This window comes from Rossellomorea marisflavi (assembly GCF_009806575.1).
Taxonomy (GTDB): Bacteria; Bacillota; Bacilli; order Bacillales; family Bacillaceae_B; genus Rossellomorea; species Rossellomorea marisflavi_A.
Genome location: NZ_CP047095.1, coordinates 3,539,083 through 3,558,782 on the forward strand (window position 1 = coordinate 3,539,083; position 19,700 = coordinate 3,558,782).

Here is a 19,700-nt window from a genome sequence, read left to right on the forward strand (position 1 = left end):
CGGTTCAAGATGAAACTTCCTTCCCGACCCGATGGAAAGATTCCGCTGTTACAGCAGATGAAGCGTGAGAATGGGAGGAAATGACTTTTTTCTTTCGCGGTTTGACTGAAGGATCAAGGAGTCCTTCCAGTCCTTTCGTTGTTGCGGTCAAGGCAATGATGGCCAACGAGAAGAACAGCATCGGTGTCATGAAGATCCACCATGCATTATAGATTTCACTGTAGTTCGTCCCCATGATGCTTGCCCACTCCTGGACGAACGGTTTAGGTGGATCACATCCGGCCGGATCATAGCATACGTCCGTTCCCCCGAAGTAAATCGTGAAGAATCCGAGATGGGCGATGATCAGGAGTGCCTGGATGACGAGCTTCGGGAAGAGAATGAACAGCCGCCCCTTCAGATGGGGGAGCACATGCTTCCAGAATAGGAAGAACCGGCTGCCGCCGAGGACCCGCGCACCTGCAATGAATTCCTTGCCGAGGATTTCTTTTGTTTCGTTGGAAATCAGGATGGCCGTCGTGGGCAGCATGATGAAGGCCAGCACCAGAATTGTCCAGATAATCCGCTCATTCAAGGTGGTGGTAAAGCCATCCTCCGTCTCCCACAGCAACGGGTACAGGACGTTGTACGCGATGATGGACTGCGGGATGAAATAAAAGCCCATGAGCACCTTATCCGAGTAGCGCCTGACTGCCGGCTTCCAGAATCCCATGAGGACACCGACAAGAAACGCCAAAAGGAAGGCGACTAGGGAAATGGCAATCGCTGCACCGAGGGTATATACCGCTCCGTCCAGCACCTTATAGAACATATGATAGCCGTCCCGGTCGGTCCCGAACAGGATCTGTGATGACGGGCTGAACGGAGCTGCAGCGAACCCCTCATCTCCGTTTGTCATGACGGTCTTAGGAATCTTGGATCCTTGGGAATGGAAAAGGATGCTCCACCCCAGCATCAAAAGGATGAACCCTGCTCCAAATCCTATCAGTAGCCAATTTTTCAACGTCGTCATAAACTCATCTCCTTCCCGATCCGGTGCTTCACCGTGAACTGCATCGCTTTCAGCACCCCATAGATCGGGAGAAAGAGCAGAATAGACGTGATGGCAAAGATCGCCGGCGTATTATAGGTGAACAAGAACGACGTGACACCGAAGACATTATACAGATACTCGAGGATCAACAGGTTCGACAGCATCATCCACACAATCTGCTTGCCGTGGTACGTCAGGCTGACCAGGATGTTCCGGATCATATGGATGAACAGGATCCGGTATTTTGTCAGTCCTTTGCTCCGGGCAAGCTCGACATATGGCAGATCTTCCTCTTCTTTCACGAATGAAATCATCAGACCGAGGAAGAAGAAGGTCGGCAGTACGCTCAGGGTGACGGCCGGAAGGAAGATGATTTCATTTGGATCAAGGGAGGCCACATCACCGAGAAGGATCCCCGTCTTCTTGAAAAACCAGATGATGAAGAGCTGCAGTGTGGCAATGACAAAGATATCCGGCACAGACTCGAGAACGGCGGCGATGGATTTGATTGCATTTTTCACGATTCGCCCGGACACCGTATAGATGATTAAGAGAATAAGAGAAGCACCGAGGGATATGGCAATCGCCAGAAAAAGGATCCGCATACTGCTCCATAGTGCCAGCAGGATGACTGGGAACAGCGGTCTCTCCGTTTGCGTTATGGTATATACGAGATCAAACGGATGAGAGAGATCCCCCCACATACCCAGGAAGGTTTGTCCGTACGATGCGAAGGAGAGGGATTGGGTTTCAAACAGGCCGGACCCGGCACTGACCAGTAGAATTCCTGCAATGATCAAAACCGGCTCGAGCAACCAGGCGAATCGCTTCATTACATTCAAAATTAATCCTCCAATGCCTTTTTTTGTCATTATACCACATCAATTTTTCAAAAAAAGACTTTTTAGTGGGGTATCCACAGCTTAGAAAAATCGATGTGACTGAAAGAATGAAATGTTACGTCTTTAATCATCGGGTGGAAGGTTCTCTTTTTAATCGGATGATAAAGGAAGATTAGAAGATTTTTATGTCTAATGTGTTCTTCAATTCTTTCCATGATGGCTTCCCTGCCTGGCCAATCCTCCTTCTTGAACTTTTCAAGTTCCTTGTCAATCCATTCAATTGAATCAATGGGAAACATTTTTCTGAAGTATAGGAAATCATTCTTGAATGCACCCAGAAAAGAGAGATGTGAATCGAGCGATGATACTTCTCCAATTAAAACGACGTCTGCCATCTGATCAATGTTTGACTCATAAAAGTCCTTGTAAGAAAAAGGATGTAATTCAAATAAGATACCAAACTGGGCACCTCTCATCTTCAGCCATTCTGCAGTTTGAATGCCTTTACCGTAGTCGAGGTGATACAACTGTATCGCTTTACCACTATAACCAGACTCCTTTAGTAATGGATAGATTTTTTCTGACCGTTTTTCTTGTCGACATGACCTGGATGGTACAAAACTACTCGCCTCAACCCATTCTCCCCACCCTAGATCATTCCCCATTTCATTGATATCCACTAGATGATACAACGCTTTTCTAAATGAATGTTCTTTAATAATCGAATCTCTCTTACCATTACACAAAAGAAAGCGGAAACCCGATTCAATGGCTTGCTTGCTCTTCACCTGATCAGGTTGTGAATCGTCCAAATTGTAATTGACAATGGAAGCAGCTTCTTTAGTAACTCCATAAAAATGCAGTTCGTCCAAGAGCGGTCTCTCCAGAAAATAATGATCAAATGCCTCCAGAACAAGCTTGCTTGTCGTCCTTTCTTTTATTGCAAATGGACCACTGCCTATCCACTCGTACTCATTAAATATCATGGAAGCCGGAAGAATTGAAAAATGGGGAGATGCGATATATCTAAGGAAGAATGGATTGGGATTACGGAGAACAATCGTGACCTTATACGGACCCTCGCATTCTACCTCTTGAATATCGTCTGCCAGCCACTGACTCGCCGATCCTCTCGCATCCTTGATTCGGCTAACCGTTGATTCTACATCCCTACTCGTCAACTTATCATGGCTATGGAATAATACTCCTTTTCTAAGATAGAACGTAAACCGACGTTGCTCATCATCCACTTTGAAATGGTGAGCAAGATGGGGTAGAATTCGATCTTCTCCCACATCATACTTAACCAGTGTGTCACCAAGGTATTCAATCAAATGGGATTCAAATGTAATAGAGACATTGACGGGATTCAGTGTAGTCAGGTCCCGCTCAATGAATCCATGAAGGATGTCCTTGGACTCATTCCCACTCTGATACCCAAATATCTCCCTTATATCTGAAGATGCCTTCATAATCCATAGTTTAGGAATGGGTAAACGCAACAGATGAGCAGTGGCATCCAGCTGTCCCTTTTGCACGCAGTCTTTTATGACCTCCTCTACCTCACTTTGAAAATCATTTGAAAATAGGAGACGAGAAGAATTCCCTCTCCCCTCGCCAGGAAGGTACATAAGTTTGCCACGATCTTCGAACTGATGGAGAATCCGTTTTACATTCTTCCGTGAACAGAACCACAGCTCCTCCAGCTCTTGCAGTTTAAACGTACATGCTCGTTCTATTTCTCGCTCAAAAAACTGTGCTCGCATCGAAAAGTAGCGCTCGTCCATTTAATCATCCTCCTAAAAGGGGAAACTTTATCCATTATTGTACCCTTTTTACCCCTTTTCACCAATAGCATAATAGGGAGCAAGGAGGCGTTTAGCATGTTACGTACACTACATCCCAACATTCGAATTAGAATTTATACTACATTCTTAAGCAAAATAGGTGGGTCCACTGTCTTTCCATTCATGGCCATTTACTTCACGAGGGAGTTTAACGCCTCAGTAGCTGGAATTCTGGTCCTTATTCAAATAATTGCCCAGTTTCCGGCAGGTCTGTACGGTGGATATTTGGCAGATCTGCTTGGCAGGAAAAAAATCATGGTGGTAGGTGAATTCATGAAAGTGGCAGGGTTCATAGGCATGTTCGCTGTGAACTCTCCTCTCTTCATCTCTCCGACTATCACATTCCTTATGATGTTATTGACCAACGTCGCTTCCGGCTTGATCAGCCCCGCTGCTGAAGCGATGCTGATCGATGTAAGCACAAAAGAGACAAGGGCATTCATGTACTCTATCAATTATTGGGCGGTCAACCTCTCTGTCATGATCGGATTCATTGCGGGGGGATGGTTTTTTGAACATCACTTTTTCCAGTTGATCGGTGTGTTGATAGGGATGGGCCTCTTGACTCTATGTATGACGGCATTCTTCATTAAAGATACCTATCAGGTCCAAGTAAAGGGAACGAGCGGTCAATATGGGGTGAAGCCACTGATCAAAAGCTATGAAATTGTAATGAAGGATTGGACCTTCATGGCTTTTTCCCTTGGAGGAGTCGCTATTCTGGCTCTTGAATTCCAGAGGAATAATTTTATCTCCGTACGATTGAAGGACGAAATCATCCCTAGGACCGTTCACTTCTTCAATGTATTTTCATTCGACCTCGATGGAATTAAGCTTCTGAGCCTGCTGACCGTCATCAATACCCTCATGATTATCCTCTTCACAGGTATTGCTGCAAAATGGATTAGAGAGAAGAGGGAAGAACCGATTATGTATGCCGGTTTCACCCTTTTTGGGATAGGATTTTCCATCCTTGCCTTCAGCACATCCATTCCCGTTCTATTTTTAGCGGTTGTCATCCTATCGGTCGGGGAGTTACTCTATGTCCCAACACGCCAGTCCATGCTGGCAGAAATCGTCGATGACTCAAAGCGAGGTGCCTACATGGCAATGAACGGTCTCGTTGTTCAAGTCGCTAAGATGATGGGGGCGCTTGGACTAATGATCGGGACCTCCTTAGGTGGGGTGGTGATGGCACTTGCTTTCCTATTACTTACGTTTGTAGGAATCGTCATGAGCAGGATTGCACTGCTGAAGACCAATAGACAACTTAAAAAGGCTCTATCGTAAACAAAAGGCGCAGAAACCGCTTTAAGCGGAACTGCGCCTTTATCAGTCTTCATTAATGACTGCCAATATCAGATGATCCTCCCACTCCCCATTAATCTTAACGGACTTTCGCGAAATGCCTTCCTTCTCAAACCCGGCTTTCTCCAACACCCTGATGGAACCTCCATTCTTCGGCATCACTCCGGCTTCAATCCGGTGAAGTCCGAGGACGTCGAACCCATAGCGGACCAGTTGCCGGACGGCCTCGGTCGCATATCCTTTGCCGTTATGTTTCTGGCTCAGGCTGTAGCCGATGATGGCCATCTGCCTTGGCCCCCTTTCGATGCGGAACAAACCGATCGTGCCGATCAGTTCACCCCCATCAAGGAAGATACCAAAATGATAGTCCTGATCCTCTTCACTCTTCTCCAGTCTTGTTTTCAGCATTTCCCGCTGCCCTTCCAGCGTATAAAAGTCATCCGGTCGATGGACACTGAATTCTTGGAAGAACGTCCGATTCTCCTCCTCGAATGCCAACAGGCTCCCTTCGTCTCCTTCTTGCAGCAATCGTATCGATAGGTTCTCCATCCCTTTTCCTCCTTTTGTCTATGTAGTAGGCATCCCCATCACCCGATCCAATGATCGTCTTCATGTATGTGCTGCGGGATGTCCTTGTGTTCCATTTCGCCTTCTTCCCCTAGGTAATAGTGGCGGAGAGGGGTGAGATCATCATCCAGTTCATAGACAAGTGGAATGCCGTTCGGGATATTGAGCCCGGCCACTCCGTCATCCGGTATCCCGTCGAGATATTTCACGAGGGCCCTCAGTGTATTCCCATGAGCGGACAGGATGACGCGCTCGTTTTCCCGAAGGCACGGAACAATCTCATCCTTCCAATACTGAAGGGCACGCTTTTCCGTATCAATTAAACTCTCTGTCATGGGGAGGTCTTCGTCGCTAACCGACGCATACTTGGGATCGTCACGATCCTTTTGGTGTGCGTCATCCGTCACGGCAGGCGGCCTTACATCGGCGGACCGCCTCCACTCCGTCACCTGCTCTTCCCCGAACTTCTCCGTGATCTCATCCTTATTCAACCCCTGAAGCCTACCATAGTGGCGCTCATTGAGCTTCCAGGATTTATACACCGGTATCCAGACGAGGTCCATCTCATGAAGCATGATCCACAGCGTCCGGATCGCCCGTTTCAATACGGAGGTGTGCGCGACATCGAACCCGATCCCGTGCTTTTTCAGGATGGCCCCCGCTTTTCTTGCTTCTGCGTACCCGTCGTCCGTCAGATCCACGTCGATCCAGCCCGTGAAACGGTTCTCGAGATTGTACTGACTTTCTCCGTGCCGAATGAATACGATTTTCTTCATTGTCATCACCCACGTTTTTTTTACAGTATACACCTATTGAGAAAGAATTATGGAGTAATTTGACCTAATAAATCCCACACTAAGGGAAACTTGGAATTGAAAGGAGATAGGATCATGTTCAAACAAACGGCCGGGGAAAAGCTCATCGATATGCTCATTGAATGGGGCGTCGATCATATTTACGGCATGCCGGGAGATTCCATCAACTCCCTCATCGAACCCCTTCGGAAAGCACAGGATAAAATCAAATTCATCCAGGTCAGGCATGAGGAAGCGGGTGCCCTTGCTGCCGCCGCCTATGCCAAGCTCACCGGGAAACTCGGGGTATGTATGGCCATCGCAGGCCCGGGTGCCATCCACCTCTTGAACGGCCTGTACGATGCAAAGCTTGACAGTGCGCCGGTCCTTGCCATCACAGGTCAGGTGGAGTCCGACCTGATCGGGACGGATTCCTTCCAGGAGGTGAATCTGGAGCGGATGTTTGATGATGTGGCCGTTTATAATCAACGGATCATGTCGGCCGAGCAGCTGCCCGCCGTCGTGAATCAGGCAATCCGGACCGCCTATGCCAAGAAAGGGGTATCGGTCCTAACGATTCCGGACGACATCCCGCGGTTCGAAGTCGGGAAGGAAGCAAGGGTCACCGCCCAGTTCACGGCTAAACAGGTGGTACTCCCGATGAAGGAGGATCTCCTCAACGCGAAGAAGATCCTTGAAGAGGCTGTGAAACCGGTCATCCTCGCCGGTCGTGGTGCCCATGGACACCGTGATACCCTCCTCTCATTCGCCGAGAAGATCGGAGCCCCGGTCGTGCTTACCCTGCCCGGAAAAGGAGTCATCCCCGACAAGCATCCGTACTGCATCGGGGGACTCGGCCTGATCGGGACCAAGCCGTCATATGAAGCCATGCAGGAAGCCGACACCCTCATCATGATCGGCACCTCCTTCCCGTTCACGGCGTTTCTACCGGAGCACGCGAAGACGATCCATCTCGATATCGATCCTGCCCAGATTGGGAAGCGTTATCCCGTCGATGTGGGTCTTGCTGGAGATGCCGGTGCAACCCTCTCCTGGCTGACGGATCATCTGGCAACGAAAGAAGATTGCTCTTTCCTGGAAAAAAGCCAGGAGAGGATGAAACACTGGCTGGCAAAGCTTGATCATCAGGAAGAAGACGAGTCCGTCCCCTTGAAGCCCCAGCGGGTCATCCATGCCCTCCAGGAAGTGGCGGCCGATGATGCCGTCCTATCTGTGGACGTCGGGAACGTCACCGTCTGGATGGCGAGGCACTTCCATATCACCCATCAATCCTTTGTGATCTCGAGCTGGCTCGCAACACTCGGTTGCGGTCTTCCTGGCGCCCTTGCCGGCCAGATTGCCCACCCCGATAAACAGGTGTTCGCCGTGTGCGGGGATGGAGGGTTCGCCATGACCATGGCCGACTTCGTCACAGCAGTGAAATATGAGCTGCCGATCGTGGTCATCGTCCTGAACAACCATAAGATTGCCATGATCAAATTCGAGCAGGAGGTCATGGGAAATATTGAATTTGGGACCAATCTCCAAAATCCTGACTTCGCCCGCTACGCAGAAGCATGCGGTGGGGACGGGTACCGGGTGGAACGACCTGAGCAGCTGCTTCCTGCCATCCAGCAGGCCGTCCAGAACCGCAAGGCCTGCATCATCGATGTCCTTGTGGATCCGGAAGAAGCTCCGATGCCGGCCAAGATCCAGTTCTCCCAGGCAGCAGGGTATACGAAGCATATGATCAAGGAGTTGTTTGAGGAAGGGAAGATCGACTTGCCTCCCCTTTAAAACCTAAAGAAGACTGCGGGCATCCCATCCGCAGTCTTCTTTCTTCTATCTAGTAGCCGGCCATCCTCCCTGCATCTTCCTGGACTGCATGATCTGACCCGTATGATACGCATCGTGGATCAGGATATGATACAAGTACTCGGCCACTTCGTTTTCTTTCATCTCTTCCTCTGACATTCCCTGAAGGATTGCCTTCAATCTGCCTTGGGCCCTCTCCGCCCGGTCGACGAGTGCCTTCCAGGCCGCTTCATCCTCCCGGGGCTCCGTCAGCTGGAACGTATCATGCCCATCTAGCGGGTTCTCCCACGGTTCACCGAGCAGCTTGGCCGCATGCCGCTCTTTATAATACGTCAGATGGTTTACATTTTCCCAGATGGAGTTCATGGCACTTCCCTCCGGCTTCCAGACGGCCATGGACACCGTCACCCCGCTCACGGTATCCTTGAACGGCGCATACCAGCTTTCCAGATCGTACGTATGGTCGAGCATCCTGATCAATAAGTCTTTACTTATCATGGTTTCCCCTCCACGTTCTGTATTCATCTCTATACATTCCCCTTTCCACCGTGCAATTCCTCCCCCTATACGTTTACATTTATTTCATAAACCTCTATCATGGACATGAGGTTCCATATATTAGTAGCAGTGAGGTGAAAAAGATGAAAAAGCATTTTTGGGTGGGAATCTTACTCACAATTACCCTCCTGCTGATCGGGGGATGTTCATCTGATGAAAAAGGAGCAAAACCTGCTGATGATGACAGTTCAAACGAAGAGACCGTATCGGAAGAAAGCACGAGTGAGGAAAACGAGTCCGATTATGCTGTCACGGAGGATGATCGTGAGGAGGAGGTTAACGAAGAAACACCTGCCGAGCCTTCTGACGAAGAGGAAGAGACCGTTGATCTAGAGGATCAAGAAAACGAAGAAGAAGCAACTTCGACTCCTCAGACGATCGAGGACAATGCCACCCAGGACGAAAAAGACAAAGCGGTGGCCATCGTCACCGATTATCTGAAGGAAAAAGGGGAACTGGTGGAGGACAAGGATCACTTCGTCCAATATGACGGAACGTTCGATACCTATGTCATCGTCCGCTACTCAACCCTCGTATCAGGTCATTCTTCAACCAACGGACGATACGTCGTGGATCTTAAGACCAAGAAAGTGCAAGACTTCGACACTATCATGGATTCTATTACCGAATGAAGAAAAGAGGAGACCCGATGCGGTCTCCTCCTTCTCTTACCTGACAGTAGAATAAATGCATGTATCCGTCAGCTTTGTGCCGTCAACAGACGGCGACTCACTCCTGAGGATCCCTTCCAACTCGTAGCCAAGCTTCTCCGGAATCGCCCTGCTCTTAACGTTCATCGACTCACAGCGGATCTCCACCCTCCTGAAGCCGATATGGCTGAGGGCAAGTTCCGTCAATCCTTTTACCGCTTCCGTTATGTATCCGGCACCACCATGCTTTGTGTCAACCCAATAGCCGATTTCACCCTTTGGCACCTCCCAGTCCACATTATGAAACCCGGTGGACCCGATCAGTTCGCCGGATTCCTTATGAAAAATCAGGTAACGGAACGCTTCCCGTTTCCGGAAGCGGACATACGCCTCCCGGAGATTGATTTCTGTCTCTTCCACGGTGGGAGCAACCTGGGCAAACCCGAGCCAAGGCTTCAGTTCGTTCAGGGAACGGTTAATGGCTTCATTCACCACTCTTCCATCTCCCTGCGGAAGAGGTGCCCGCAACGTCAGCCTTTCCGTTTCAAATGATAATGGGACCTCTTTTAATATCGGATTCATATCCGTTCTCCTTTCGCTCATCATGTGCGCTGGATTGCCTCCACCCTTAATTGAAAATAAGGGCTACCAATCTACAAATTATAGAAATAATACTAATTTATTCTATCATTTTCATTTTCACACTGCTCATGATTACAGGCTTTATGCGGGGGTGAGGATCATTTCCATATTCCTTATGTTTTTGGGATACGACCTCATGACTGCCGATGGGAAAGAGTTCATCACAGGCACGATCCTGCCTGATTTCTTCTTTTTGGGATTCTTGTTCCTTGGCGCTTTTTTATATGATAAGCACAAAACGATACTCTATGGGCTGTGCGGGTGCTTATTTGTCCTTTTGATGGGTCACACTGCTCCCTCGTTTTACGGCAGCAAAAGAGTACACCGTCATCGACGATGAACAAGCGTCAGAGCAATATGCCATCACCTATTACTCTTTTACCAAATCGGGAAAAGAGTACTCAGGTCACACCATTCATGTTCAAGCAGATGGGAGAGTATATAAACAAAACGAATCAGGCAGCTGACATGACCAGCATTGTTTATAACAAGGAGTATCTTATTGACGGCGATTATTTACTAATGGGGGAGTTAAAGATCCCCTTACACTAAAACAAGACAGCAGATGGCTGTCTTGTTTGTTTTCATCTGAAAGATTTTACGAACCGGTCGACTTCCCGACTCATTTCCATCGAACGGGTCCAGTGGAGATAGTGATGGCCATCTAGAGGCACCACCCTACTTGTAGGGGCACTCGTCAGCTGCGTTTCAAGGAATGTGACATTGTTCTTCCCGTCAGCAGTCGTCTTGCCCGCTTCCTTCGTAAAGAATAATACCGGCATGTCTGCAGGGAAGGCCATATCCTTTGTCTGATCGATGTTCTTCTTGATCGCGTTGGCCTCGGCTACGACATTGCGGTTATATCCCTTCCAGGCTGAGATCGCCTTGGTCTGGTCGAGGTTTTCTTTTGAATATGTCCCTTCACCGGCCTCTGGTAAAAAGTTTCGGGAATCGATCATCAGTGCCAGCCTTCCGATTCCAGACGGCGCTACATACTTCAAGAATCCCGGCATGGATGGCGGTGATTCATTGAAATAGTCCAGTGCCCCCGGCAGCGTCGGGTCAATCCCGATCACCGCCTTCACTTCCTCCGGGTATTGATCCGCATAATACATGCTATAGATGCCTGACACAGAATGAGGCATGAGAATGTAAGGTCCCTGGATATCCGCCTTGCTCAGTGCCGCCCTCATCTCCCGTACAATGTTTTCCACCGTGCGATCCGTCTCGGCCAGGTCGCTCCATCCGTACCCGAATGGCTCCACGACCACGACTCGATGCTTCTTGGAAAGTTCATCAATCAGAGGGGCGAAATCCAGGACAGGCGCAGCCGTCCCCAATCCGCTCATGAGGACGATCGTTTCCTCCCCTGTCCCCTTTGAATACACATGCATCTTCTTCCCGTCCACTTCCACCCGTTCACCCGGCGGATGATAAGTCCCCTGCTCATATGCCGTCATGATCGTGCTGAACACCGACCACCCGATGCACAGGATGACGAGGATCGCTAGTCCTTTCCTCACGTACACCCATCCCCGTCTTCTCTTTTTCTTCATGATTTTGTCCTCCGCTGTAAGATGATTTCATCTTACCAAGTGGTCCTCAATAAGAAATGGAAACGGAGGAGTATCTTTTCCTACGTCTAGAGGCTGATGGACTTCTCTCTCTTTTCATTAATCGCCTCACACCAACCACGATTATCAGTAAACCCCGTGAAAAAGTTCCAATCAATCAGCAGATACATCTTACGGTCACCATGAGTCACGACCAGTGGCTCCCCTTTCCCAAAGAACCCGAGGCGGTCACTTGAATTCACAGTGAACCGACTAAACGCCTCATCATACTCGCAGGCCACGCGCTCGATCTCTCCCAGCGCCAGGTCTTCCCATCCATCCAATCTGAGTGTGTCCTCCGTCAGTTCAATGCTTCCGGTATGAGGGAATCTATACTTTGGATGGATCGTACCACTAATTTTATCTATCAACCCGTTTGTTTTCAGGTCTTTAGCTGTTGTGCCATAGTAAGTTGCTTTCATTTGGTTCTCCCCTTAAAAGTTCCATTTACTAGAAAATACACAAAAATAAGGATTTTTTCAATCAATAATGATAATGAAGGAAAATGAAGTTTGAGATGTAGGGCACTGCATTCATTAGTGAACACCCTTCAAATCCTACAGTCCTAGTCTTTGATCCAGTTCATACTTTTGACGAAGATGATGACGGAAATGCATCCCCACAAGTTCATACCATTCCTGTGCGTTTAACCAACCAAAACCTCCATGTGCTTCTTTGTTATTCGAATTTACATCCTTCAGCTTCCTCTCCAACCTCTCCATTCTCGTCATCAAGTGATCAAGCTCTCGCATCAGATCTTCTTTGGATGTCGGATTGTCGGGCGTTGCATTGAGTTCGGGTGGTAATTGAATCTTTATGGGAGGAAAGCAGCCGATATTAAATAGATATTCTCCAAATTCGGTTTTTCCTTTTTCTTGTTCTCCTTTGCCTGTGGCACAAGCTTCTGCACTATCCAAGTACTCATGGGCCACGCAAATTAGGTGGTTATACATTTGACCGATCGACCACACACCTTGCTCTGGTATATCGTTCAATTGCTCTAGGGAATACTTCTGTACAAATCCTTTGTATGTCTCAATCAACTTCAGATCATTCATGGGAATATCCCTCATCTAATTTAAGATTTTTAGTACTTTATCCTAAAATCCTGGCAGCTACCTAATCTATTCAATGAAAGAATCGATTTTCCTTTTAAAGAAATTTCCCGTAAAGATTGTTGCATGTGAGTATAACAAAAAGCGATTAACTTTTTATGGTATCAACTAGTAAGAGCCCTATTTGTCTAAGCCTTCTCCCCATCACGAAATTCCAATGTTGATGTGAAATATAGAGTAAGTTTTGCACAGATAGATGAAAGAAGTTTGTATAGGATAGGAGATTCCTTTGAAAAAACAATTGATTAGCCAAATGATTATTTCGATTAGTATTCTGCTCATTTTATTCAGTCAGCTACGTTCTTTTCAGCATTGGAGTTACTTATCTTCCATGCGCCAATGGGCTTACATCCTCATGATCAGCCTATGGGGACTGCACCTACTAGTCTTTTTAACCATGGCGGTACTCAGCAACAGAACTAAATCAGTTTGATAAAAAACATTCTATCAGAAAACGACCCTTTCTCAAGGGTCGTTTTCGTTTCAGCATTCACATATAAACTTCCTTTTACCTTTGCTCTGAAGCTTCCTGCCTTTTTTTCAGAATCTGAAAAAATACAATAAGCGCCAGGACAAAGCTAAGATTCAATAGCCGGAAAACAATATGGACACCATCAAACATATCCAATAATCCATGTGCCACAATAATGTACATGGTAAATAATACGATTGTACTCTTCACCATAACCTCACCCCCAGACGACGTCTTCATATATTTAAAATCAGAAACCTCATTACAACCCGTTGTGTTCACGCTTCCTTTTAAATGACCTCGGCTTGCTAAAGAAGAGGGCAAGAATAAAAAAGAGGAAGGTCAACCATATTCCAAGCCACGCTTTTCCGGCTGTGTGTAATAACGGAGTGATTCCTGCTGAAATAGAGGATAAAAGAAAGAAACGTTTCATCAAAATAAACAGACTCCCAGCTACATGGTTTAAAAGAATCCCAGCATGGAAAATTGAATGACACTGAGAAACCTTTGTTTATATGTAAACATTTTGCATAAAATCCATTCATCACACAAGCATTTACACAAAAAATCCGCTACCCGTTCCCAGGCAGCGGATTTTCCCATTAGTGTTCATGGCCATGCTCCATATCACAAAGAATCGCGGAATCATGGGGATTGTTTTCGGTTTCGAATTGCATCGTGATATGTTTGATGCCGAAGTGCTGCAGACGGGGTTCCAAGCGTCTCAGGACTTGCTCTGTTCCTTTGACGGTAAGGTCTTCAGCTACTACCGCATGACAAGACATGGCGATGAATCCACTTGTGATCGTCCAGATATGGAGGTCATGGATGTCGTCGATTCCATCTTCCCGTTTGATCACATCGATCACCTCTTCGACATCGATCTGTTCCGGTGTACCTTCCAAGAGGATATGAAGGGATTTTTTTACGACCCTGTATCCGCTGTTCAAGACAAGGACCGCGACGATGACGCTTGCCAGTGGATCGGCCCAGCCCCAGCCGAAGAACATGATGAGAAGGGCTGCGATCACCGCTCCAACCGAACCGAGCATATCACTGATGACGTGAAGGAAGGCACCCCTCATATTCAGATTCTCATCCGTATCGCCTCCACGCATCATGATCCACGCCACCAGGACGTTGACGAGAAGACCGATGATGGAGATGATGAGCATGCCGCTTGTAGCAACCTCAGGCGGATGGGTAAAACGCTTGATGGCTTCATAAAAGATGAAGAGTGCGATACCGATCAAGGTAAGGCCGTTCAATGTGGCTGCGATGATCTCAAACCGCTTGTAGCCGAATGTATTGCAATATGTAGCTGCCTTTTCCCCGAGCTTAAATGCGATCAGGGCAATCCCCAGGGATAGGGAGTCACTGAGCATATGGCCAGCATCTGAGAGTAGGGCCAAGCTGTTGGTCACGTACCCTCCGATGGCTTCCACCACCATATAAACGGTTATGATGATAAATGAGATCAGCATGGTTTTCGTATTGGCGTGATGAGTGTGATCACTGTGATCATGTGCCATGGGTATATTCCTCCTCTTCGGCTATGTTGTCTAACCTAGTTAGTCCTTCTTACGTTACCCCTTTTCCTATTTATGCAACCTCAAAAACTTATATATGACTATATATTCATATATTAATTCAATTGTTTTCAACTGTCAACGTTCGCAAAAGGAAGGCAAGCCCTCAAGAATATGGGCTTGCCTGTTAGGTGAAGCTATTCTCATTCCCCTACCTTTTCCCCACGCACGACCAATCGCTCTTCAAATTCATTCGTGCTCCAGTTATAGGTTTCACACGTGATCAGCGTGATCGTCTGATCCTCAGTATCCTCCAGGACCGTCAAATCATCAGGTGATACCATCCTTTGTTCCGTCACTTTGTACGTAGTGGTTTTCCCGCTGACATCCATTGCCATCACATCCCCTTCAGTCAGCTCATGAAGCCGATTGAAGAGAACACCGTATGCATTCATTTTATGTCCCGCAATGGAAATATTCGTTGCGGAAAAGGGAGTGTCCTCCTCGATGGTCGCGACTCCATTCTTGAGATGGGATTCACTTGCCCCCTTGAAGATGGGCTCCTCTAATTCAATGGATGGAATCCGGAGGACCGCCTTGATGTCAGAGGTCTCTACATCCGTGGAATCACTCAAGTATAGCTTCTCAAGCATGGTTTTTTTCACTTCCCCCTTCCCTTCACTCGCTGCGACGAGAAGTTTTTCGTTGAACCCTTTATAGACTCCACCCTTGATTTGGCTATGAAACAAAAGGGGAAGGGACATCAGAATGATCAAGATGCCAATCACTTTCTTCATTTATAGACCTCCTCTTTTGGCAAGTCTGGCGTCAGGATGCCGTATTTCCGTTTGAAACGTTCCAGGATCCGAATCCACCCCACACTGAAAAGCCCGAGAAAAAATACGTTTGATAACGCATGTGCAAGATCAAAGTAAAAGCTAGCGATATAGGCCGAGACGAACACTTCCCAAGAGGCATCACCAAGGAAGCCAAGGAGGAACCACAAATTCATGAACCACCCGAACAAAAAGCCTACGACAAATCCATATCCCATCAACCCCCATTTGGTATTGATGATCACGGTGTTGCGAAGAAATCCGGCCATCATGCCGGCCATCCCCCAGGCATACATTTGCCAAGGGGTCCATGGACCTTGACCCAAGAAGATATTGGAGACGATGGCCGCCATCGCTCCTATTAGAAAACCCGCTTCCGGTCCCAGAACGATGGCGCTCACAATGATCACGAAGGTAGTCGGCTGTACACTCGGCAGCGGAGCAAACGGTACCCTGCTCATGGCCGCAATGGCCGCAAGTACCGCCAGCAAGACGATTTCCTTACTCCCGATCGCACGGAGTTCGAATCTCGCAAACAACGGGATGACCGTTACAATCATGATGGCGATGCAGATCATCATATAAGGCTTATCGTCAAACAGAATGGCCGAAACAAATAAGAGAATCAACGTGATGACAGAGGAGGTGATCAGGACCGCACGTGAAGATTCCATGTCTCATATGCCTCCTCTACCGTCAGGACCGTTGGAACATCGGCATTCTGACTCAAGCGGTTGATCGTCGTGGTATAGAAGTAGTGATGATCCAACACCTCCCTCACCGTTCCGTCTGCCGTGATGCGACCGTCAAACAACCAAGCGCATCGTGAAGCATGCCTGGCCGCAAATTCGATGTCGTGGGTCACCATCAGGATGGTCATGCCATCTTGATGAAGGTCGTCCAACATGACCGAGAACTGATCTTTGGATACCGCATCCATTCCCTTCGTCGGTTCATCGATCAAGAGTAGATCTGGTTCAATGAATAACAGGGTGGCAAGTGCCGCCTTCTGCTGTTCTCCCCCACTGCAATCATGGATATGCTTTTCCAGGATCGACTCAATGCCGAGACGGTTCGCGATGGACCTCATTCGTTCTTCCGGAAGCGGGATGTCGTAACGGACGGCAAGCTCCAGGATTTCTTCCTGTAGCGTTTCACACATAAAGCAAAGCAACGGGTTTTGAGGAAGATAGCCCATTCTGAAGGATGACTTTTTTGAAACCTGCTTCCCATTCAGCCTTACCTTTCCGCTATACGGCTTCAGAATCGACGCAATGATTTTCAGGAGGGTTGTCTTTCCTGAGGCGTTTCCTCCCACCACAGTAAGAAAATCCCCTTTCCTCACCTCTAAGCTGATATCCTTCAGGATCATGGGTGCACGCTTTTCATACTTGAAGCTTACATGGTACATTTCGAGAAGGGGTAACGCCTGCCCAGAAGAGACTTCTCGCTTGTGCTCCACCATCCCGATGGATAGATCCGATAGCCAGCGCTGGGCCTCTTTGACAGACAGGGGCACCCGCGTATCGTAAGACAGGTCGGCAAAGGTATAGTATAGCTTCGCAATGGCTGGAAGGAATGGAAGAAACGTGTTGTCCTGGTTCTTCCACACAGTGGAAACAACTGTCCTTGCCGTCCCTTCATAGGCCACGCTTCCTTTCTCCATGAGGATCACCCGATCCGCGATGGGATAGAGCTCTTCCAATCGGTGCTCGACCATGATGATCGTCATCCCGAATTCTTCGTTCAGACGGTGGACAAATTGAATCAGTGCTTTTGCCTGGACCGGGTCTAGTTGGGACGTCGGTTCATCCAATAACAACAGGTCCGGCTTTTGCAGGAGGACGCTCGCCACGTTCATCAGCTGTTTCTGCCCGCCTGAGAGATGTCTTGTATCCTGATCGAGGAGGTCTTCCATACCGAAGAAATGAACCATTTCCGCCACGCGCTGCCGCATCTCCCCCGTCCCCAATTGCTCGTTTTCCATGCCGAATACAAGTTCACTAAGGACGTTATCCATGACAATCTGATTTTCCGGGTCCTGAAACACGAATCCTACTCCCATATCTGACATCCTGATCTGTCCCATCATCCTTCCTACCGGTGTGAGTTCCTTTTTCAACAGCTTCAGAAGGGTTGTCTTCCCACAGCCTGAAGGACCTCCGATCACAATGAAATCCCCTTTATCCACGGTAAGGGAAAGGGAGCGGATGGCTGCTTGTTCTTCCTCTGGATAGTGAAAGCTTAGTTTGTCGAGTTCAATACATGCCATCGAAGTTGACTGCCTCCTTCAAGTAAAATGGGGAATGCCATCAGACAAATGAACAGGATCAAGATCAGCCAGTCCGAAGGGGAAAATGAGAGTGTCTCAAGCTGGGGATACACATTGAGTGTCCCGATTCCGTTCTGTGCAGAATACACACACACGCCGGCTATCCCTGCTAAGACGATGGACGCTCCCCAATCGGAATAGCGGAATGGGAACAGCTGATAATGCGACCTCTTCCGCTCCCCGAACCCTCTTGCATTCATGGATTCAGCCGTTTGAAGCGCCTCCTCCAACGACCACGTGAGGAGCTTTTGCATATAGAGCATGCCCGTCCTGCTCCGCTTCTTCACGCTTCCGTTGAACATATCGTGTCCCCTGAGCTTTTGCGTGTGATACAGCTCCTTCCACCGGGTAATGAGCAGCGGTACGAAACGCACCGTAATCATCAGCAGGAGGGCGAGCTGTGGCCACACTTTTGAAAAGAGAAATAAGAATTTCCGCCCGTGGATCACATCATTGAATGAAATGAACAGGATGAAGATCCCCCATAGACTCATGGCCATGATCATCCCGTATGCCACTCCTTCCAATGTCACGGGATTATGACGGAAATAGAACAGCACGGTGGCTCCCCTTCGGACGAAAAGGGGATTCATGACGATGATGATGAGCCCCATGCAAGCGATCGCAGGCATAGATCGGATCAGTTTCCCCCAGGTTCCTTGAAGGATATTCACCCCGACCAGGATCAAGATGGATACAGACAGGAACAACGGATGGGTGAACATCATCATGCACACACCCGCACAAACGTAGTAGAGAAAGCTTACAAAGGGGTGAAGTTCTTTCAATCTGATTGTCACGTTGCGTACCCCTTTCTTCTAGCGGAACGGCTTGAGCTCCGCTCCGAGATCTTTCCCGAGGTCGATGGTGTAAAGCCACTCAATGCGATCTCCGTCCTGGAGGGGAACCACTCCTGCCCCTCTGTTAGGGAAGATCCCATTCACCCGGTACATCCAACCACTGCCGGATCCCCGGTCAAACTCAAATAGGTTGTTGATTCCTTCTACATAGGCATTCGCCCCTGTACCACCGCGGAACGACATGGGGATTCCTTGAGAACGTGTCACCTCGATGAGTACATCAAGGACCGTATCCCCATCCTCGATTTCGACTGAAGTCGGAGGGAGCACCGTACCCATTTGACTATCTGCCACAATGGAATAGGTGACTGTCGACGTTGCTGCCTGCTTTTCTTCCTTTTCAGGTTTTGGAGCGGGTGCAGGCTTTTTGGAAGGCTGAGGCGCCGGTGCCTTGCTTTCTGGTTGTGTTGATCCGGCACGTTCAGAGTCGGAAGGAGCTTTGGATTCTTTTGGGCTCTCTGTTTTTTGGTTTGACTCTGTCTTTGCTTCTTTCCTTGATGCCGATGATCCTTGTTTGTCTGGCTTTCCTTCAGATTCAAGACGTTCCGTTGTTCCGTTTCTTTCTTCTTGTTGCTGAGGATCAGCCTTGCCGTCCTCTTTTGTGCTTTTAGCGGTTGTGCTGTCCGATTTCTCGTTTTTTTCTTTTTCCTCTTTTTTTTCTTCCTGTTTCTCGGTCTTGGAATGTTCATCAGAGATAGCGTTTGGATCTTTTTGTTTTTCTTTAACCCCGGTCACGGAAGCGACTGAGTTTTCGCTACCCGCCACTTGCTTACTTGTTGGTGCCTTTTCTTCTTCGCCGGAGAAACCATAGGTGACCCCGATTACTCCAAGAGTAAGGAAGAACACCGTCAGGATCGACAGTATGAGCTTACGTTGCTTCTTCATCG

The 19,700-nt window shown here is 48.2% G+C and carries 20 protein-coding genes; 4 read left to right on the forward strand and 16 right to left on the reverse strand.

The annotated features are described in order from the left end of the window. Positions 1-4: 4 nt before the first annotated feature. The 3 genes from D5E69_RS18425 to D5E69_RS18435 all read right to left on the reverse strand — a co-directional run bounded on the left by D5E69_RS18425 (position 5) and on the right by D5E69_RS18435 (position 3,662). Complete coding sequence (locus D5E69_RS18425; protein WP_048013366.1) at positions 5-1,012, reverse strand: ABC transporter permease; 1,008 nt, start codon at positions 1,010-1,012, stop codon at positions 5-7. Further along, positions 1,009-1,866 (reverse strand): ABC transporter permease subunit, encoded by an 858-nt coding sequence (locus D5E69_RS18430; protein ID WP_331458356.1) that lies wholly within the window; start codon positions 1,864-1,866, stop codon positions 1,009-1,011. The genes D5E69_RS18425 and D5E69_RS18430 overlap by 4 nt, the downstream gene beginning before the upstream one ends. 71 nt (positions 1,867-1,937) lie before the next feature. Continuing rightward, positions 1,938-3,662, reverse strand: a complete 1,725-nt coding sequence (locus D5E69_RS18435) for an ABC transporter substrate-binding protein (RefSeq protein WP_148796421.1) — start codon at positions 3,660-3,662, stop codon at positions 1,938-1,940. A 96-nt stretch (positions 3,663-3,758) separates the two neighbouring features. Between D5E69_RS18435 and D5E69_RS18440 the strand changes: the two genes are divergently transcribed. Next, entirely contained in the window at positions 3,759-5,012 is a 1,254-nt protein-coding gene (locus tag D5E69_RS18440; RefSeq protein WP_159130021.1) for an MDR family MFS transporter, read from the forward strand. A gap of 42 nt (positions 5,013-5,054) precedes the next feature. Here D5E69_RS18440 and D5E69_RS18445 read toward each other — a convergent pair whose 3' ends face one another. Both D5E69_RS18445 and gpmA read right to left on the reverse strand, forming a co-directional pair. Continuing rightward, entirely contained in the window at positions 5,055-5,579 is a 525-nt protein-coding gene (locus tag D5E69_RS18445; RefSeq protein WP_048007174.1) for a GNAT family N-acetyltransferase, read from the reverse strand. A 38-nt stretch (positions 5,580-5,617) separates the two neighbouring features. Next, positions 5,618-6,373, reverse strand: a complete 756-nt coding sequence (gene gpmA / locus D5E69_RS18450) for a 2,3-diphosphoglycerate-dependent phosphoglycerate mutase (protein ID WP_048007175.1) — start codon at positions 6,371-6,373, stop codon at positions 5,618-5,620. A 114-nt stretch (positions 6,374-6,487) separates the two neighbouring features. Between gpmA and D5E69_RS18455 the strand changes: the two genes are divergently transcribed. Continuing rightward, entirely contained in the window at positions 6,488-8,188 is a 1,701-nt protein-coding gene (locus tag D5E69_RS18455) for a pyruvate oxidase (RefSeq protein WP_048007176.1), read from the forward strand. A 45-nt stretch (positions 8,189-8,233) separates the two neighbouring features. On the opposite strand, the gene D5E69_RS18460 is transcribed toward D5E69_RS18455, so the two are convergent. Continuing rightward, a complete protein-coding gene (locus D5E69_RS18460; protein WP_148796419.1) occupies positions 8,234-8,704 on the reverse strand; it encodes a DinB family protein in 471 nt (156 codons plus the stop codon). 143 nt (positions 8,705-8,847) lie between these two features. On the opposite strand from D5E69_RS18460, the gene D5E69_RS18465 reads away from it, so the two are divergent. Continuing rightward, a complete protein-coding gene (locus D5E69_RS18465) occupies positions 8,848-9,396 on the forward strand; it encodes a hypothetical protein (protein ID WP_148796418.1) in 549 nt (182 codons plus the stop codon). A gap of 36 nt (positions 9,397-9,432) precedes the next feature. Here the strand turns inward: D5E69_RS18465 and D5E69_RS18470 are convergent, their stop codons facing one another. Further along, positions 9,433-9,996: a GNAT family N-acetyltransferase gene (locus tag D5E69_RS18470; RefSeq protein WP_148796416.1), complete on the reverse strand. Its 564-nt coding sequence runs from the start codon at positions 9,994-9,996 to the stop codon at positions 9,433-9,435. A 175-nt stretch (positions 9,997-10,171) separates the two neighbouring features. Between D5E69_RS18470 and D5E69_RS23495 the strand changes: the two genes are divergently transcribed. Next, the gene (locus tag D5E69_RS23495; protein ID WP_213085556.1) at positions 10,172-10,396 is read left to right on the forward strand and encodes a hypothetical protein; all 225 of its coding nucleotides are present in this window, start codon (positions 10,172-10,174) and stop codon (positions 10,394-10,396) included. A 244-nt stretch (positions 10,397-10,640) separates the two neighbouring features. Here D5E69_RS23495 and D5E69_RS18480 read toward each other — a convergent pair whose 3' ends face one another. The 9 genes from D5E69_RS18480 to D5E69_RS18520 form a co-directional block, all read right to left on the reverse strand. Next, entirely contained in the window at positions 10,641-11,612 is a 972-nt protein-coding gene (locus D5E69_RS18480; RefSeq protein WP_148796414.1) for an alpha/beta fold hydrolase, read from the reverse strand. Positions 11,613-11,698: 86 nt separating this feature from the next. After that, positions 11,699-12,091: a hypothetical protein gene (locus D5E69_RS18485; RefSeq protein WP_148796412.1), complete on the reverse strand. Its 393-nt coding sequence runs from the start codon at positions 12,089-12,091 to the stop codon at positions 11,699-11,701. 135 nt (positions 12,092-12,226) lie between these two features. Then, positions 12,227-12,727: a DinB family protein gene (locus D5E69_RS18490; RefSeq protein WP_148796410.1), complete on the reverse strand. Its 501-nt coding sequence runs from the start codon at positions 12,725-12,727 to the stop codon at positions 12,227-12,229. Between the two features lie 1,131 nt (positions 12,728-13,858). Beyond that, the gene (locus D5E69_RS18495) at positions 13,859-14,788 is read right to left on the reverse strand and encodes a cation diffusion facilitator family transporter (RefSeq protein WP_048013378.1); all 930 of its coding nucleotides are present in this window, start codon (positions 14,786-14,788) and stop codon (positions 13,859-13,861) included. A 200-nt stretch (positions 14,789-14,988) separates the two neighbouring features. After that, entirely contained in the window at positions 14,989-15,582 is a 594-nt protein-coding gene (locus D5E69_RS18500; protein ID WP_048013379.1) for a class D sortase, read from the reverse strand. Further along, positions 15,579-16,202, reverse strand: coding sequence for an ECF transporter S component (locus D5E69_RS18505; RefSeq protein WP_375540504.1), 624 nt, complete (start codon positions 16,200-16,202; stop codon positions 15,579-15,581). Before D5E69_RS18505 ends, D5E69_RS18500 begins: the two co-directional genes overlap by 4 nt. 68 nt (positions 16,203-16,270) lie before the next feature. Beyond that, complete coding sequence (locus D5E69_RS18510; protein ID WP_159130023.1) at positions 16,271-17,893, reverse strand: ABC transporter ATP-binding protein; 1,623 nt, start codon at positions 17,891-17,893, stop codon at positions 16,271-16,273. Then, entirely contained in the window at positions 17,866-18,753 is an 888-nt protein-coding gene (locus tag D5E69_RS18515) for an energy-coupling factor transporter transmembrane component T (RefSeq protein ID WP_048007191.1), read from the reverse strand. The genes D5E69_RS18510 and D5E69_RS18515 overlap by 28 nt, the downstream gene beginning before the upstream one ends. Positions 18,754-18,771: 18 nt before the next feature. Next, positions 18,772-19,698, reverse strand: a complete 927-nt coding sequence (locus D5E69_RS18520) for a DUF4430 domain-containing protein (RefSeq protein ID WP_053072528.1) — start codon at positions 19,696-19,698, stop codon at positions 18,772-18,774. Positions 19,699-19,700: the final 2 nt, after the last annotated feature.

Bases quoted from the DNA above. Each gene is read 5' to 3' on its own strand.
- D5E69_RS18425 (WP_048013366.1), bottom strand. From the start codon at position 1,012: ATGACGACGTTGAAAAATTGGCTACTGATAGGATTTGGAGCAGGGTTC.
- D5E69_RS18430 (WP_331458356.1), bottom strand. From the start codon at position 1,866: ATGAAGCGATTCGCCTGGTTGCTCGAGCCGGTTTTGATCATTGCAGGA.
- D5E69_RS18435 (WP_148796421.1), bottom strand. From the start codon at position 3,662: ATGGACGAGCGCTACTTTTCGATGCGAGCACAGTTTTTTGAGCGAGAA.
- D5E69_RS18440 (WP_159130021.1), top strand. From the start codon at position 3,759: ATGTTACGTACACTACATCCCAACATTCGAATTAGAATTTATACTACA.
- D5E69_RS18445 (WP_048007174.1), bottom strand. From the start codon at position 5,579: ATGGAGAACCTATCGATACGATTGCTGCAAGAAGGAGACGAAGGGAGC.
- gpmA (WP_048007175.1), bottom strand. From the start codon at position 6,373: ATGAAGAAAATCGTATTCATTCGGCACGGAGAAAGTCAGTACAATCTC.
- D5E69_RS18455 (WP_048007176.1), top strand. From the start codon at position 6,488: ATGTTCAAACAAACGGCCGGGGAAAAGCTCATCGATATGCTCATTGAA.
- D5E69_RS18460 (WP_148796419.1), bottom strand. From the start codon at position 8,704: ATGATAAGTAAAGACTTATTGATCAGGATGCTCGACCATACGTACGAT.
- D5E69_RS18465 (WP_148796418.1), top strand. From the start codon at position 8,848: ATGAAAAAGCATTTTTGGGTGGGAATCTTACTCACAATTACCCTCCTG.
- D5E69_RS18470 (WP_148796416.1), bottom strand. From the start codon at position 9,996: ATGAATCCGATATTAAAAGAGGTCCCATTATCATTTGAAACGGAAAGG.
- D5E69_RS23495 (WP_213085556.1), top strand. From the start codon at position 10,172: ATGTTTTTGGGATACGACCTCATGACTGCCGATGGGAAAGAGTTCATC.
- D5E69_RS18480 (WP_148796414.1), bottom strand. From the start codon at position 11,612: ATGAAGAAAAAGAGAAGACGGGGATGGGTGTACGTGAGGAAAGGACTA.
- D5E69_RS18485 (WP_148796412.1), bottom strand. From the start codon at position 12,091: ATGAAAGCAACTTACTATGGCACAACAGCTAAAGACCTGAAAACAAAC.
- D5E69_RS18490 (WP_148796410.1), bottom strand. From the start codon at position 12,727: ATGAATGATCTGAAGTTGATTGAGACATACAAAGGATTTGTACAGAAG.
- D5E69_RS18495 (WP_048013378.1), bottom strand. From the start codon at position 14,788: ATGGCACATGATCACAGTGATCACACTCATCACGCCAATACGAAAACC.
- D5E69_RS18500 (WP_048013379.1), bottom strand. From the start codon at position 15,582: ATGAAGAAAGTGATTGGCATCTTGATCATTCTGATGTCCCTTCCCCTT.
- D5E69_RS18505 (WP_375540504.1), bottom strand. From the start codon at position 16,202: ATGATGATCTGCATCGCCATCATGATTGTAACGGTCATCCCGTTGTTT.
- D5E69_RS18510 (WP_159130023.1), bottom strand. From the start codon at position 17,893: ATGGCATGTATTGAACTCGACAAACTAAGCTTTCACTATCCAGAGGAA.
- D5E69_RS18520 (WP_053072528.1), bottom strand. From the start codon at position 19,698: ATGAAGAAGCAACGTAAGCTCATACTGTCGATCCTGACGGTGTTCTTC.